A 15,896-nucleotide genomic window follows, 5' to 3' on the forward strand; every position below is an offset into this window, starting at 1 on the left:
TGGGAGAGGGGTGATGTGCACTATAGTGCGCAATTGATCGGTCGGGCCGCAAGCATTGCTTCTCTATGAGGGGGGGGTGTGGGTTTCTGCGACAGGGGGGGGTTGACGGGCCTTCGAATCCCCTTATAATGCGCACCTCTTCCGACGTGGTCGAAAAAGAAACGCTTTGTTAATCAAAGAGTTAAATTTTCAGGTAGTATCGGAAGGGCTTCGATCTCGAAGTCGGTGGCGGTTGGCAAGAAGGTTGACAGCGTTTTAAAATGCTGTATTATTCGCCTCCCGCTACGAGAGATCGCAGCGAGTCAAGTGTTTGAAGCTAAACGAGTTTCTCGCAAAAAACTTCAAAATAAACGCTTGACAGCAAATGAGGAAAGCGTAGAATGCGCGCCTCGGTTGAGACGAAACGCTCTTAGCCAAACGCTCTTTAACAAATCGAATCAAGCAATTCGTGTGGGTGCTTGTGAGTACGGACTGATAGTCACAAAGATTATCAGCATCACAAGTGGCCATGCGAGAAATCACATAGTCATTTGAGATTGCTGAGCCAAGTTTAGGGTTTCTTAAAAACCCAAGCAGTATTGAACTGAAGAGTTTGATCATGGCTCAGATTGAACGCTGGCGGCAGGCCTAACACATGCAAGTCGAGCGGATGACGGGAGCTTGCTCCTTGATTCAGCGGCGGACGGGTGAGTAATGCCTAGGAATCTGCCTGGTAGTGGGGGACAACGTTTCGAAAGGAACGCTAATACCGCATACGTCCTACGGGAGAAAGCAGGGGACCTTCGGGCCTTGCGCTATCAGATGAGCCTAGGTCGGATTAGCTAGTTGGTGAGGTAATGGCTCACCAAGGCGACGATCCGTAACTGGTCTGAGAGGATGATCAGTCACACTGGAACTGAGACACGGTCCAGACTCCTACGGGAGGCAGCAGTGGGGAATATTGGACAATGGGCGAAAGCCTGATCCAGCCATGCCGCGTGTGTGAAGAAGGTCTTCGGATTGTAAAGCACTTTAAGTTGGGAGGAAGGGCAGTAAGCTAATACCTTGCTGTTTTGACGTTACCGACAGAATAAGCACCGGCTAACTCTGTGCCAGCAGCCGCGGTAATACAGAGGGTGCAAGCGTTAATCGGAATTACTGGGCGTAAAGCGCGCGTAGGTGGTTCGTTAAGTTGGATGTGAAAGCCCCGGGCTCAACCTGGGAACTGCATCCAAAACTGGCGAGCTAGAGTACGGTAGAGGGTGGTGGAATTTCCTGTGTAGCGGTGAAATGCGTAGATATAGGAAGGAACACCAGTGGCGAAGGCGACCACCTGGACTGATACTGACACTGAGGTGCGAAAGCGTGGGGAGCAAACAGGATTAGATACCCTGGTAGTCCACGCCGTAAACGATGTCAACTAGCCGTTGGAATCCTTGAGATTTTAGTGGCGCAGCTAACGCATTAAGTTGACCGCCTGGGGAGTACGGCCGCAAGGTTAAAACTCAAATGAATTGACGGGGGCCCGCACAAGCGGTGGAGCATGTGGTTTAATTCGAAGCAACGCGAAGAACCTTACCAGGCCTTGACATGCAGAGAACTTTCCAGAGATGGATTGGTGCCTTCGGGAACTCTGACACAGGTGCTGCATGGCTGTCGTCAGCTCGTGTCGTGAGATGTTGGGTTAAGTCCCGTAACGAGCGCAACCCTTGTCCTTAGTTACCAGCACGTTATGGTGGGCACTCTAAGGAGACTGCCGGTGACAAACCGGAGGAAGGTGGGGATGACGTCAAGTCATCATGGCCCTTACGGCCTGGGCTACACACGTGCTACAATGGTCGGTACAGAGGGTTGCCAAGCCGCGAGGTGGAGCTAATCTCACAAAACCGATCGTAGTCCGGATCGCAGTCTGCAACTCGACTGCGTGAAGTCGGAATCGCTAGTAATCGCGAATCAGAATGTCGCGGTGAATACGTTCCCGGGCCTTGTACACACCGCCCGTCACACCATGGGAGTGGGTTGCACCAGAAGTAGCTAGTCTAACCTTCGGGAGGACGGTTACCACGGTGTGATTCATGACTGGGGTGAAGTCGTAACAAGGTAGCCGTAGGGGAACCTGCGGCTGGATCACCTCCTTAATCGACGACATCAGCCTGCTGATGAGCTCCCACACGAATTGCTTGATTCATTGTCGAAGACGATCAAGACCCTATATAGGTCTGTAGCTCAGTTGGTTAGAGCGCACCCCTGATAAGGGTGAGGTCGGCAGTTCAAATCTGCCCAGACCTACCAATATGCGGGGCCATAGCTCAGCTGGGAGAGCGCCTGCCTTGCACGCAGGAGGTCAGCGGTTCGATCCCGCTTGGCTCCACCACTCGCTTACTTGATCAGAACTTAGAAATGAGCATTCAGATCGAATGTTGATTTCTGACTTTTGTCAGATCGTTCTTTAAAAATTCGGATATGTGATAGATAGACTGGCACGCACTTTCACTGGTGTGATGTCAGGCTAAGGTAAAATTTGTGAGTTCTGCTCTTAATTGAGCAACATGCGAATTTTCGGCGAATGTCGTCTTCACAGTATAACCAGATTGCTTGGGGTTATATGGTCAAGTGAAGAAGCGCATACGGTGGATGCCTTGGCAGTCAGAGGCGATGAAAGACGTGGTAGCCTGCGATAAGCTTTGGGGAGTCGGCAAACAGACTGTGATCCAGAGATCTCTGAATGGGGGAACCCAGCCAGCACAAGCTGGTTATCTTGTACTGAATACATAGGTGCAAGAGGCGAACCAGGGGAACTGAAACATCTAAGTACCCTGAGGAAAAGAAATCAACCGAGATTCCCTTAGTAGTGGCGAGCGAACGGGGACCAGCCCTTAAGTTGATTTGAGATTAGTGGAACGCTCTGGAAAGTGCGGCCATAGTGGGTGATAGCCCCGTACACGAAAATCTCTTGTCAATGAAATCGAGTAGGACGGAGCACGAGAAACTTTGTCTGAACATGGGGGGACCATCCTCCAAGGCTAAATACTACTGACTGACCGATAGTGAACCAGTACCGTGAGGGAAAGGCGAAAAGAACCCCGGAGAGGGGAGTGAAATAGAACCTGAAACCGTATGCGTACAAGCAGTGGGAGCCTACTTTGTTAGGTGACTGCGTACCTTTTGTATAATGGGTCAGCGACTTATATTCAGTGGCGAGCTTAACCGAATAGGGGAGGCGTAGCGAAAGCGAGTCTTAATAGGGCGTTTAGTCGCTGGGTATAGACCCGAAACCGGGCGATCTATCCATGGGCAGGTTGAAGGTTAGGTAACACTGACTGGAGGACCGAACCGACTACCGTTGAAAAGTTAGCGGATGACCTGTGGATCGGAGTGAAAGGCTAATCAAGCTCGGAGATAGCTGGTTCTCCTCGAAAGCTATTTAGGTAGCGCCTCATGTATCACTCCAGGGGGTAGAGCACTGTTTCGGCTAGGGGGTCATCCCGACTTACCAAACCGATGCAAACTCCGAATACCTGGAAGTGCCGAGCATGGGAGACACACGGCGGGTGCTAACGTCCGTCGTGAAAAGGGAAACAACCCAGACCGTCAGCTAAGGTCCCAAAGTCATGGTTAAGTGGGAAACGATGTGGGAAGGCTTAGACAGCTAGGAGGTTGGCTTAGAAGCAGCCATCCTTTAAAGAAAGCGTAATAGCTCACTAGTCGAGTCGGCCTGCGCGGAAGATGTAACGGGGCTCAAACCATGCACCGAAGCTACGGGTGTCATCTTTGATGACGCGGTAGAGGAGCGTTCTGTAAGCCTGTGAAGGTGAGTTGAGAAGCTTGCTGGAGGTATCAGAAGTGCGAATGCTGACATGAGTAACGACAATGGGAGTGAAAAACTCCCACGCCGAAAGACCAAGGTTTCCTGCGCAACGTTAATCGACGCAGGGTTAGTCGGTCCCTAAGGCGAGGCTGAAAAGCGTAGTCGATGGAAAACAGGTTAATATTCCTGTACTTCCAGTTATTGCGATGGAGGGACGGAGAAGGCTAGGCCAGCTTGGCGTTGGTTGTCCAAGTTTAAGGTGGTAGGCTGAGATCTTAGGCAAATCCGGGATCTCAAGGCCGAGAGCTGATGACGAGTTGCCTCTAGGCGACGAAGTGGTTGATGCCATGCTTCCAAGAAAAGCTCCTAAGCTTCAGATAACTGGGAACCGTACCCCAAACCGACACAGGTGGTCGGGTAGAGAATACCAAGGCGCTTGAGAGAACTCGGGTGAAGGAACTAGGCAAAATGGCACCGTAACTTCGGGAGAAGGTGCGCCGACGAGGGTGAAGGACTTGCTCCGTAAGCCCATGTCGGTCGAAGATACCAGGCCGCTGCGACTGTTTATTAAAAACACAGCACTCTGCAAACACGAAAGTGGACGTATAGGGTGTGACGCCTGCCCGGTGCCGGAAGGTTAATTGATGGGGTTAGCGCAAGCGAAGCTCTTGATCGAAGCCCCGGTAAACGGCGGCCGTAACTATAACGGTCCTAAGGTAGCGAAATTCCTTGTCGGGTAAGTTCCGACCTGCACGAATGGCGTAACGATGGCGGCGCTGTCTCCACCCGAGACTCAGTGAAATTGAAATCGCTGTGAAGATGCAGTGTATCCGCGGCTAGACGGAAAGACCCCGTGAACCTTTACTATAGCTTTGCACTGGACTTTGAATTTGCTTGTGTAGGATAGGTGGGAGGCTTTGAAGTGGGGACGCCAGTTCTCATGGAGCCATTCTTGAAATACCACCCTGGCAACTTTGAGGTTCTAACTCAGGTCCGTTATCCGGATCGAGGACAGTGTATGGTGGGTAGTTTGACTGGGGCGGTCTCCTCCCAAAGAGTAACGGAGGAGTACGAAGGTGCGCTCAGACCGGTCGGAAATCGGTCGCAGAGTATAAAGGCAAAAGCGCGCTTGACTGCGAGACAAACACGTCGAGCAGGTACGAAAGTAGGTCTTAGTGATCCGGTGGTTCTGTATGGAAGGGCCATCGCTCAACGGATAAAAGGTACTCCGGGGATAACAGGCTGATACCGCCCAAGAGTTCATATCGACGGCGGTGTTTGGCACCTCGATGTCGGCTCATCACATCCTGGGGCTGAAGCCGGTCCCAAGGGTATGGCTGTTCGCCATTTAAAGTGGTACGCGAGCTGGGTTTAGAACGTCGTGAGACAGTTCGGTCCCTATCTGCCGTGGACGTTTGAGATTTGAGAGGGGCTGCTCCTAGTACGAGAGGACCGGAGTGGACGAACCTCTGGTGTTCCGGTTGTCACGCCAGTGGCATTGCCGGGTAGCTATGTTCGGAAGAGATAACCGCTGAAAGCATCTAAGCGGGAAACTTGCCTCAAGATGAGATCTCACTGGAACCTTGAGTTCCCTAAAGGGCCGTCGAAGACTACGACGTTGATAGGTTGGGTGTGTAAGCGCTGTGAGGCGTTGAGCTAACCAATACTAATTGCCCGTGAGGCTTGACCATATAACACCCAAGCAATTTGCTGACGCAGATTGCGGTGGTGAAGACGAAACGACCGAAAGTTCGCAAGACCACAAATTCACATATCCGAATTGGCCAAGAGTGTTTACACGACATTCTGGCAACAGAATTTCTTGACGACCATAGAGCATTGGAACCACCTGATCCCATCCCGAACTCAGCAGTGAAACGATGCATCGCCGATGGTAGTGTGGGGTTTCCCCATGTGAGAGTAGGTCATCGTCAAGATTCATTTCGCAAAACCCCTATCTGCGTGAGCAGGTAGGGGTTTTGTCTTTCCGGCGCGGTGGTTGCAGTGTCAACCCCTCGCCAGTTCCGCCAGGTGGGCTGTTGCTTCCTCGCTCTTGAGCACCAATACATCGCCTTTCAACGCGTCTAGCACCACCTCTGCGGTGTTTCCGATCAAAGCGCCGGTTATGCCGGTTCGGCCGACGGTACCCATGATGGTCACGACAGCGTCGTACTTGTCCTCCGTGAAGGGGATTAGAACATCCGCCGGGCCTTCTGCGATGTGCAGGCGATCATCACTGATATCGAACTCGGCTTGGAAAGCTGTGCATGCGTCCCTATAGCGCTGCTCGATGGTTTCGCTGAGTTGGAAGGCGGGGTCGGAAGCGGAAAGCATGGGGGAGGGATGGGCGCAGATCACATGCAATTCCCCTTTGGCCAAGCTGGCGATTGCATAACCGTGATCGATGATACTGGCATGCAGGCGACGGTGGTCCTCGTCCTGATTGCCGACATCAACAGCAGCAAGAATCACTCCACCGGTCCAGGGCCGCTCGCTCTTGACCATCAACACTGCGCAAGGGCACTGACGCAACAGCTTCCAGTCGCTGGGTGTCAGTATCGCCTTTTTCAGTGGGTTATCCGGTCGATGCTCCTTGATCACCAGTTCGCAACCTTCAGCCTGCTGCACCCGAATAATGGTTTCGTGCAGGCTTTCTTGCCAAGCCTCTTCATGGGTGACATTGATATACCCATCATCGCGCAACTGGCTTTGCAGCAAACTCAAAAGGGCACTGTGCTCACGATTCTTGTCACACATCAGCAGGTGCAGGCGGGCACCTGTCACACCTGCGATCAGTTTGGCCCGGGTCAGTGCGCGGCTATGGGCATGCGCAGGGTCTAGAACGACAAGGATGCTGCGGACGGCTTGCATGGGCGTTAGCTCCCTTCAAAGATGGCGACCTGTGCCTGACTATAGTCCGCGCCGCGCACGCCGCCGTTTGATGTACATCAAGCATAGCCACTGGCGTTGGCCGACGCCGCCGGTATAATTCCTGGTCCTGCCTGTCCTGTGTGGTTGTGTGCTTATGTCCCTGATCCCCGAAATCGACGCTTTCCTCGGCTGTCCCACCCCAGACGCTTGGATCGAGGCGGCGCTGTCGGATCAGGAAACCTTGCTGATCGACCACAAGAATTGCGAGTTCAAGGCTGCCAGCACCGCGCTGAGTCTGATCGCCAAGTACAACACGCACCTGGACCTGATCAACATGATGTCGCGCCTGGCCCGTGAAGAGTTGGTGCATCATGAACAGGTGCTGCGTCTGATGAAGCGTCGTGGTGTGCCATTGCGGCCGGTTTCCGCCGGGCGTTATGCGTCGGGTCTGCGCCGTCTGGTACGGGCCCACGAGCCGGTCAAACTGGTCGACACACTGGTTGTCGGGGCCTTTATCGAGGCGCGTAGTTGCGAGCGCTTCGCAGCCTTGGTGCCGCACCTGGATGAAGAGCTCGGCACCTTCTATCACGGGCTGCTGAAAAGCGAGGCGCGCCATTATCAGGGTTACCTGAAGCTTGCACACCAGTACGGTGCTGAGGCGGATATTGCCAAGCGTGTGGAGCTGGTGCGCGAGGCAGAGGTCGAACTGATCAGTTCACCCGATCAGGAATTGCGCTTTCACAGCGGTATCCCCATGGCGCAGGCTGCCTGATCCACTTCAAGAACGCCGCCCCAGCAACAACCCGATGACCAAGCCAAAGCCCGCGGAAATGGCAACGGTTTGCCAAGGATGCCCGCCAATGTAGTCCTGGGTGGCATCCATCACGGGTTGGGCCTTGGCACGTACCCGGTTGGCAGACTCACGGGCCTGGCGCAATTTGAGGCTGACTTGGGCGCGCAGGGTTTCTGCCTCTTCGCCTACCAGGGAGGCGCTGTCGTTGAGGAGCTTCTCTGACTCTTCGATCAATGCCTGCAGCTCGCTGAACACTTGGTCCTTGATTTGTTCGCTTTCGGTAATCAGGGCGGTTTTCCGGGCCATGAACACATCCTCGTCGATGGGTGAGTTGAATAATGGATGCCGGTGCGGCGGGAAAGTTGCGCCGGCTTACCGATCATTCGCCCCTACAGTGTAAGATAGCGACCATTTTTCACATGCAGGTATCCCCATGAGTTTCAATCTGGCCAACAAGAGCTTCGAGGAACGGGCGCAGATCGAGGCAGAAAAGGCCCGCTTGTTCGAACTGTGGCAGAACAACCTCGGCAAAGCCAAGGGCGAGGCCGCGCGGCTGATTGCCGAAAAGCCCCGGCGCAAAGGCAAATGGGCCGAGTGGGTACGTGCCGAGCTTGACAGCATGTCGCCACCGGAATACGCAAACATGGTGCGCAGCGAGGTCAACAAGCTGATGGCCGCCGCCAGCGCCAATCGTTGAGCGCCTGATATCCTGCACTCAACGATAAAGGCTGCCACCCTGAGGCAGGTCAAGCTTGCCCTGGTCGGTGAAACGCACCGTGCCAAACAACCCTCCCGCCAGTTTTCCGCGCAACACATAGGGCAGGCCTTGCAGTGAGTCCAGCTTGCGCAGCCCATAGGCCTGGCGCAGGAAGGAGAACGCAGTGATGCTGACCGGCACCACGATCACCGCTTCGTCGTATCGGCCGATGTGCCCCTTCTGGTCGCTGACGCCGGCCGCCAGTGGCTGGCCATTCACTTCCAGATTGAGTGCGACACCGTCGTAATCGACCGATGCATCATTAGGGTTCTGCACGCGCATCTTCACTGCCATGCGCATCTCCAGTTCTTGTCCTGGCAAAGGCTCGATGCCGATGACGCTGATGTTCAGTGGGTCGCGCGCCTGGAACAGCGCACAGGCACCGAGCCCAAGCGCCATCAATAGCATCAGTGCATAACGGGCGCAGCGCACAAGACGGTCACGCATAGAGGTGGCCTTTTCGTTAGAAAATCAGCATGCAGTGTGGCAAATGCACGAGGACGTTGAAAGTCTCGGGCCTTATGAAAGATACTGTTTCTCATTAACGCCCGATAATCTCTCTTACTGGCTGCTTCTCACTCAATGCTGACGTCTCCCGTGTCTGGTCTGCTGGCAAGTTTCCAGGAGCACTACGACGACCTGCTGCAGTTTCTCACCCGGCGTATGAACGACCGGCAGCGGGCCGCCGATGTGGCGCAGGAGACCTATCTGAAGCTCGTACAGGTCGATCAGCAGGCGATACCGGTTCTGCATGCGCGCAGTTACATCTTTCGCGTGGCCGGCAATCTGGCGATCGATGCCCTGCGTCGTGAGCAGCGTATCGCGTCCCGCCACGATGACAGTGACGGTGCGGGAGAGATTGCCTGTCCGGCCCCCGCGCCGGAAGCGGCGCTGCTTGCCCGCGAGCGTTTGCAGATACTCGACCAAGCGCTGCTGCAATTGCCCAGCAAACCCCGCGAAGCCCTGTTGCTCAACCGCGTCGAAGGCCTGACCCAGGCGCAAATTGCACAGCGGCTGGGCGTTTCCGAGAGCATGGTGGCAAAATACATCGGCCAAGCCCTGCGCCACTGCCGTGACTGGGTCAAACACAACCATGACTGATGCCCTTGCCATGCCCGCGCCTCCACCGACCAGCGACCTGTCCAACGACGCCCTTGACTGGCAGGTGCTGCTGCATTCTGGCAACGCCAGTGCGGCAGACCACGCACGCTATCAACACTGGTGCCAGCTCAGCGCGGCCCATGCCGAGGCGGCGCGGGAGGCCCAAGCGCTCTGGGAGGATATCGGCGGCACTTCCGCTGCCGCATCGTTCATTGCGTCGCTGGCACCGCGCAAGCGCCACTGGTTTGCTGGCATCGCCGCATCAGTGGTGCTGTTGGTGGCGGGCTACAGCGGTTGGCAGCAGGCCCCGGTCTGGCTGGCGGACTATCACACAGGCGTGGGGCAGCGGCAGAGCATTACCCTGGCCGATGGCTCGCGGGTGGTGCTCAACAGTGCCAGCGCCTTGACCGTGGCCTTTACCGATCATGAGCGCAGGGTCGTGTTGCGGGCCGGCGAGGCGTTGTTCGAAACGGTCAACGATGTGCGCCCCTTTGTTGTCGATACTGGCGATGAGACCGTGCGGGGCGACACCGCCGTGTTCAGCGTGCGCAGCGACGGCCGGGTGGTGCTGGCCGAAGGTGAGGCAAGGGTAGCGGGGCAGCTCGTGCCGGTATCGGCAGACGCCAGCGCGCAGACAGCCTGGCAGCGCGGCAAGCTGATTTTCAATGGCAAGCCATTGGGCCAGGTGCTGGCAGAGCTTGAGCGTTACCAGCAGGGTCGCATCCTGTTGTCGGACAGCCAGCTGGCCACACTGCAAGTCAGTGGCGTTTTCGATCTTGACAAGCCTCACGCTTTGTTGCGCACACTCGAGCAGCGTTACGGCCTGAAGGTCACCTATCTGCCATGGCTGGCTGTAGTGCATTGAGTCGTCAGAAAAAATAATCGAAATTTTTTTCATTCAGCACTGCAAGTTCATGCAGGCCAGATCGTCGTAGTGGGACTGATCAGCAACCCATTCTCATTTACGACTTGTCTGGAAGCTTATTCGTGACACTCACGCTCAAGCCTTTGCACCGCCGCGGCGGTCGGTTCCATCATGCCTTGCTGTCCTGCACCGCCCTGGCCATGCTTGCCAGCCCGTTGCAGGTCTGGGCCGACTCCGCTCGCGATCAAGCCCGGGTCGAAGCTCGACAGGTACAGCTCGATCTCCCTGCGCAGGCCCTCGACCAGGCCCTGACCGCGTTTGCCGACCAGGCGGGTTTGCACCTGCTGTACACCACCAGCGACGTCGCAGGGCTCACCAGCCCGGCACTGCAGGGTAGCTACAGCATCGAGCAGGCATTGCAACAGCTGCTGGCCGGAAGCGACATGGCCTGGCAGTTCAGCGACGTCCGCACCGTAACCCTGCGCAGGGCCGAAGGTGCGCCGCAGGCGATCAATCTCAAGCCCATCGAAGTGAGCGTGGCGTCGCGTACCAGCACTGCCATCAGTGAAATTCCTGGTACGGTCTGGGTCGTTGACCAACAGCAGCTGCGCGAGCAGATCGACAGCGGCGTCAGTCTCAAGGAGGCCATCGGCAAGTTGGTGCCTGGCCTGGACCTGGCCCCTGAAGGCCGCACCAACTACGGCCAGAACATGCGCGGGCGCAACGTGTTGGTGATGATCGACGGTGTCAGCCAGAACAGTTCGCGCGGTTTGTCGCGCCAGTTCGATAGCATCTCGCCGTTCAACGTCGAGCGCGTGGAAGTGTTGTCCGGCGCCAGCGCCATCTATGGCGGTGGTGCCACCGGCGGCATCATCAACATCGTGACCAAGAAGGGCGAGCCGGGGCCTGCACGTTTCGAGACTCAGTTTGGCGCCAGCAGCGGCTTCAACAACAGCGACGACCTGGCCACTCGTTTCGCTCAGTCGGTCAGCGGCGGCAATGAGCGGGTTAAGGCTCGCCTGGGAGTTTCCGGCGAACAGAACGAGGCGTTCTATGACGGTGCGGGCGACCAGATTTTCATCGACAACACTCAGACCGACTTGCAGTACAACCGCACCCTCGATGTGCTCGGCACCCTGGGGCTCACCTTGAGCGACGAGCAGAGCCTCGACCTGTTGGCCCAGTACTACGATTCCGGTAACCACGGCAGCACCGGCATCTACTTCCCCAACCTCAACTACAACGCACCGTCAGACCTAGAAGACGCCGAGCTGCGCGGTGGTTATTCCTCTGACCTGGAACCTCGCACCCGGCGTCTGCTACTCAATGCCAACTACCACCACACCGATGTGCTAGGCCAGGACTTCTACCTGCAAGCTTCGTATCGCAAGGAGGACGACAATTTCTATCCGTTCCCTTACTACAACCGCGCCACTCCCACCGGCTCGCGCGGCGTGTACTTCGCCGCGTCGCAGCAGAATTTCGAGGTCACCAGCCTCAAAGGGTTGTTCGCCAAGCAGTGGGACACGCTCAAGCTCACTTACGGGGTAGACCTTGACCGAGAGCGCTTCAATGCCCAGCAGACCACCTTCGATGCACTGACCTCGTCTGAAAGCGGTGGCCTGGACCTGGACAAAGCCAGCAAGGCGGACCGTTACCCCAGCTACCGGGTCGACGGTGTGTCCGTTTACGCCCAGCTCGATTGGCATGCGACCGATAACCTGACCCTGTCCACAGGCGCACGACGCCAGCAGATGGACGTGGATGTCAGCGATTTCAAGGGCGTGCCGGGCGGCAGCAATGACTACCAGGTCAATCTTTACAACATGGGAGCCATCTACGATTTCAAGAATGGCCACCAGGTTTGGACCAACTACGGTGAAGGTTTCGACCTGCCAGACCCTGCCAAATACTACGGCAAGCAAGGCCTGAGCGTGGCCGACAACCCGCTGGCGGGTATCAAGAGTCGTCAGGTCGAGCTCGGCTGGCGCTACGCCGATCTGGATTGGGATGCCCAGGCAGCGCTGTACTACATCTGGTCGGACAAGATCATCAACGTCGACTCGCAGACGCTGACCATCGATGTGGAAGACCAGAAGAGCCGAGACTTTGGCTTTGAAGGGGCGTTGACCCGGCACTTTCAGAGCGGTTGGGAGGCGGGCGGCACCCTGCACCTCACCCGCTCCGAGGAAGAAGACGCCAATGGCGGCTGGGACAAGCGCGACGCTCGATATGCATCGTTGTCCAAATCCACTGCGTTCGTTGGCTGGAAAGGTGACGGCCGTAGCGCACGCCTGCAGGCCAACCATGCATTCAGCTTGAAGGATGACGCTGACCACGAGATCGACGGGTATACGACCTTCGACCTGCTGGCCAGCCAGGACACCGGTTTCGGCACCTTCAGCGCGGGTATCCAGAACCTTCTGGACAAGCAGTACAGTACGGTCTGGGGGCAGCGAGCGACATTGTTCTACTCACCAACTTATGGGCCAGCTTACCTGTATGACTACCAAGGACGGGGCCGGACCTACACCCTGACCTGGAGCATGGCCTACTAACCGGTGCTTGCGCGTGCTGGCCGGATCGCCGGCCGGCGCCTACAGGTGCTTTACGCGCCCTGTAGGCGCCGACTGATCGTTTCATGAGACGAACGCCCCTTGCAGATCCTCCACGAATGCGCCCTGCGCCTCCCCGCAGGCCTGCACTCGATGCCAGGCCAAAGTGAACGGCACAAGGAAATCCAGCGCCGGATCCAGCGCTCGCAGCAGACCTTGCGCCTCCCAAGGTGCTGCGTAATGGCACGGTAGGTAACCGATATGTCGGCCCGACAGGATGAATGCCAGTACACTTTCGGTCTGCTCCGCCACCGCCATGCTTCGGTGGCTTTGAAACGGCTCGCCTGATTTGAGAAAGCGATACGGGTGACGAACCTGGTCCGCTTCGAGCAACTGTCCGTGCTCGACGTGCGGCACCGCGAACAGCGCGTGGCCCTTGCCGCAGTACAAGCGCTGGCGCTCTTCGAACAACGGTTGGTAATCGAACGCTGCCTGGTTACCGGAGAAGTAGCTGATGGCGTAATCCAGCCGCTGCTCCAGCAACAGTCGTTCCAACTCTGCCGGTGGTGCGCTGATCAATTGCAACTGGACGGATTCGTCCCGCTCACGAAAGCGCGATATCGCGTTGGCGATGCGCAGGCTCACCGACGTGTCCTGGCCCTCTGCCAAACCCAGCCGTACAGTCCCCAGCAGCCTTCCGCCAACGCCATTGGCCTGCTGACGAAAGTGCTCGATGTTCAGCAACAATTCGCGGGCAGCATCCAGCAATAACTGGCCTTTTTCAGTCAGTCGGAAGCCACCCTTGCCACGGTTGCACAGGCGATAGCCCAGGCGGGTTTCCAGCTGCGCCATGCGCTGGCTGATGGTGGGTTGGCTGAGCCCAAGTACGCCCTGGGCGGCACTGAAACCACCGGCCTCTACTACAGTGACGAACAGCCGCAGCAGGTGCAGGTCGGGGTCTTGCACTTGGCCAAGCATACATTGCTCCTGATGAATGTCAGCTTTACAAACTTGCCATTCCTGCAATGTAACTCGGCTGGCATGCTGGCGGCATCCACCCATTTGCCGAGGTGTTCGTCATGCGTCGATCGTTGTGTCTGTTGTCCCTGGTACTGGCCTTGCCGCTGCAGGCAGAAGAGAAGGTCGTGAACCTTTACAGCTGGGCGGACTATGTCGCGCCGCAAACCCTTGAGCGCTTCGAGCGCGAGACCGGCTACAAGGTCCGCTACGACACCTTCGACACCACCGAAGTGCTGGAAACCAAGCTGTTGACGGGGGGGAGCGGCTACGATGTGGTGGTGCCATCTTCCACGGTGCTGGCGCGTGCGCTGAAGGCCAGTGCGTTACAACCCTTGAACGCACAGGCAATGCCTGGCTATGCCAATCTCGACAAGGACCTGCTGGCAAAACTGGCCGAGGCCGACCCCGGTAACCGTTACGCAGTGCCCTACACCTGGGGCACATTGGGCCTGGGGGTGAATGTCGAAGCGGTGCGCGAGCGATTGGGTGACGTGCCGCTGGACAGCCTCGACCTGCTGTTCAAGCCCGAGTACGCCAGCCGACTCAAATCATGCGGGATCGCCATGCCCGACTCACCCCAGGAGGTCATCGGCCTGGCCCTTAACTACCTCGGTAAAGACCCGTACAGCCAGGACAAGAACGCGCTTGCCGCCGCCCGCCAGTTGCTGGACCAACTGCAGCCGTCGATCAGCTACGTCGCCAACGGCCGCCAGATCAACGACCTGGCCAACGGCAGCGTGTGCCTGGCATTGACCTACAACGGCGACGCCGCCATGGCGGCCGACCAGGCGCGCAAGGCCGGCAAGCCATTCCAGCTCATCTACCGCATTCCGCGGGAAGGCACCCTGGTGTGGCAGGACAACCTGGTCATTCCCAAGGATGCCCCGCATCCGGAGGCTGCCCGGGCGTTCATCGCCTTCATGCTCAAGCCAGAATCGGTAGCCGCGCTGACCAATACGCTGTTTTTCGCCAACGCCAACCAGGCCGCCACCCCCTTGGTGGACGACGCGGTACGTAACGACCCGGATATCTATCCACCTGCCGCGGTGCGTGAGCGTCTGTACGCCGACCGCAGCATGGCATTGTCCGACCTGCGCCAGCGCAACCGCTTGTGGACGGCATTTCGCAGCGGGCAGTAATCGATAACGACATAGGAGCGACACCGTGGACCAAGCCGCCAACAATGACCAGGCCATGACCCGCGACAGCTTGTACGGCACTGCTGCTGAAAGCACCTACGCAGGCATTACCAGTTTCTCCCGGCGCCGCTACAGCCGCGATTTGCGTGGGGTGGATGTAGTGGTGAGCGGGGTGCCTTTCGACACCGCCACCAGCAACCGCCCAGGCGCACGTTTCGGGCCGCGAGCGATTCGTGCCGCTTCGGTGCAGCAAGCCTGGGCACGGCACTGGCCCTGGGCGTTCGATCCCTTCGACCACCTGGCGGTCATCGACTATGGCGACTGTGCGTTCGACAGTGGGACGCCACAGTCGGTGCCGGAAAGCATAGAGGCCCATGCCAATCGGATACTCGAAGCAGGGTGTGCCATGTTGACCCTGGGCGGCGACCACTTCATCAGCTACCCGCTGCTCAAGGCCCATGCCCGGCGCCACGGGCCGCTGGCGCTGATTCACTTCGATGCACACAGCGACACCTGGCCCGACGAAGATGGCAAGCGCATCGATCATGGCACCATGTTCTGGCACGCTGCGCGCGAAGGCTTGGTCGATCCAACGCATTCCGTGCAGATCGGCCTGCGCACCACCAATGACGACAGCCAGGGCTTTGCCATCCTCGATGCCCGCCAGGTCCATCGCCTGGGCACGGAGGCGGTTATCGAAGCGATCCGCCAGCGAGTCGGTGATCGGCCGGTATACCTGACTTTCGATATCGACTGCCTCGACCCAGCTTTCGCCCCAGGCACGGGGACCCCGGTATGCGGTGGCCTTAGCACCGTACAGGCCCTCGAGATTCTGGGTGGATTGCGTGGCATCAACCTGGTGGGCATGGACCTGGTGGAGGTGGCGCCGGCTTATGATCATGCCGATATCACTGCCCTGGCGGGGGCAACCCTGGCCATGGAAATGCTCTGCCTGTATGCGGCGCGACACAAACTCACCGACACATCACGGGGTCTGTAGGCGTCGGC

General features: G+C 57.5%; 10 protein-coding genes, 2 tRNA genes, 3 rRNA genes and 1 pseudogene. 12 read left to right on the plus strand and 4 right to left on the minus strand.

The genetic code is table 11. The annotated features are described in order from the left end of the window. The first annotated feature begins 580 nt into the window (after positions 1-580). The 5 genes from IF103_RS08880 to rrf all read left to right on the plus strand — a co-directional run bounded on the left by IF103_RS08880 (position 581) and on the right by rrf (position 5,724). A 16S ribosomal RNA gene (locus tag IF103_RS08880) occupies positions 581-2,117 on the plus strand. A gap of 77 nt (positions 2,118-2,194) precedes the next feature. Next, positions 2,195-2,271, plus strand: a tRNA-Ile gene (locus IF103_RS08885). Positions 2,272-2,277: 6 nt separating this feature from the next. Beyond that, positions 2,278-2,353 (plus strand) — tRNA-Ala (locus IF103_RS08890). A gap of 233 nt (positions 2,354-2,586) precedes the next feature. Then, a 23S ribosomal RNA gene (locus IF103_RS08895) occupies positions 2,587-5,478 on the plus strand. A gap of 130 nt (positions 5,479-5,608) precedes the next feature. Further along, a 5S ribosomal RNA gene (rrf, locus tag IF103_RS08900) occupies positions 5,609-5,724 on the plus strand. The 16S, 23S and 5S rRNA genes sit together here with 2 tRNA genes alongside, the layout of an rRNA operon. Positions 5,725-5,794: 70 nt before the next feature. Here rrf and IF103_RS08905 read toward each other — a convergent pair. After that, on the minus strand, positions 5,795-6,658 hold the full coding sequence (locus IF103_RS08905) for a universal stress protein (protein ID WP_023379781.1): 864 nt from the start codon (positions 6,656-6,658) through the stop codon (positions 5,795-5,797). Between the two features lie 154 nt (positions 6,659-6,812). On the opposite strand from IF103_RS08905, the gene IF103_RS08910 reads away from it, so the two are divergent. Further along, a complete protein-coding gene (locus IF103_RS08910) occupies positions 6,813-7,430 on the plus strand; it encodes a MiaE family protein (protein WP_023379782.1) in 618 nt (205 codons plus the stop codon). 6 nt (positions 7,431-7,436) lie between these two features. Here IF103_RS08910 and IF103_RS08915 read toward each other — a convergent pair whose 3' ends face one another. Further along, positions 7,437-7,757: an ElaB/YgaM/YqjD family protein gene (locus IF103_RS08915; protein WP_027907811.1), complete on the minus strand. Its 321-nt coding sequence runs from the start codon at positions 7,755-7,757 to the stop codon at positions 7,437-7,439. A 127-nt stretch (positions 7,758-7,884) separates the two neighbouring features. On the opposite strand from IF103_RS08915, the gene IF103_RS08920 reads away from it, so the two are divergent. Then, positions 7,885-8,148, plus strand: a complete 264-nt coding sequence (locus tag IF103_RS08920; protein WP_023379784.1) for a hypothetical protein — start codon at positions 7,885-7,887, stop codon at positions 8,146-8,148. 18 nt (positions 8,149-8,166) lie between these two features. Here the strand turns inward: IF103_RS08920 and IF103_RS08925 are convergent, their stop codons facing one another. Beyond that, complete coding sequence (locus tag IF103_RS08925) at positions 8,167-8,655, minus strand: LEA/WHy family protein (RefSeq protein WP_023379785.1); 489 nt, start codon at positions 8,653-8,655, stop codon at positions 8,167-8,169. A gap of 135 nt (positions 8,656-8,790) precedes the next feature. Here IF103_RS08925 and IF103_RS08930 point away from each other — a divergent pair. From IF103_RS08930 to IF103_RS08940, 3 genes and pseudogenes are all read left to right on the plus strand, one after another. Continuing rightward, positions 8,791-9,297 (plus strand): annotated as a pseudogene (locus IF103_RS08930) (RNA polymerase sigma factor); the annotation flags it as partial. A 4-nt stretch (positions 9,298-9,301) separates the two neighbouring features. Continuing rightward, positions 9,302-10,174 (plus strand): FecR family protein, encoded by an 873-nt coding sequence (locus IF103_RS08935; RefSeq protein ID WP_252189432.1) that lies wholly within the window; start codon positions 9,302-9,304, stop codon positions 10,172-10,174. A 122-nt stretch (positions 10,175-10,296) separates the two neighbouring features. After that, positions 10,297-12,732 carry a TonB-dependent receptor gene (locus IF103_RS08940; protein ID WP_023379786.1) on the plus strand — a complete coding sequence of 812 codons (2,436 nt, stop codon included), beginning with the start codon at positions 10,297-10,299 and terminating at the stop codon, positions 12,730-12,732. An 81-nt stretch (positions 12,733-12,813) separates the two neighbouring features. Here the strand turns inward: IF103_RS08940 and IF103_RS08945 are convergent, their stop codons facing one another. After that, a complete protein-coding gene (locus IF103_RS08945; protein WP_104882674.1) occupies positions 12,814-13,707 on the minus strand; it encodes a LysR family transcriptional regulator in 894 nt (297 codons plus the stop codon). A gap of 101 nt (positions 13,708-13,808) precedes the next feature. Here IF103_RS08945 and IF103_RS08950 point away from each other — a divergent pair, with 101 nt between their 5' ends. Together IF103_RS08950 and speB are read left to right on the plus strand one after the other, a co-directional pair. Further along, positions 13,809-14,888 (plus strand): extracellular solute-binding protein, encoded by a 1,080-nt coding sequence (locus IF103_RS08950; protein WP_023379788.1) that lies wholly within the window; start codon positions 13,809-13,811, stop codon positions 14,886-14,888. Between the two features lie 25 nt (positions 14,889-14,913). Further along, on the plus strand, positions 14,914-15,888 hold the full coding sequence (speB, locus tag IF103_RS08955; protein ID WP_027907813.1) for an agmatinase: 975 nt from the start codon (positions 14,914-14,916) through the stop codon (positions 15,886-15,888). The last annotated feature ends 8 nt before the right edge of the window (positions 15,889-15,896 follow it).

The organism is Pseudomonas sp. SK2 (assembly GCF_016772395.1).
Lineage (GTDB): Bacteria > Pseudomonadota > Gammaproteobacteria > Pseudomonadales > Pseudomonadaceae > Aquipseudomonas > Aquipseudomonas taiwanensis.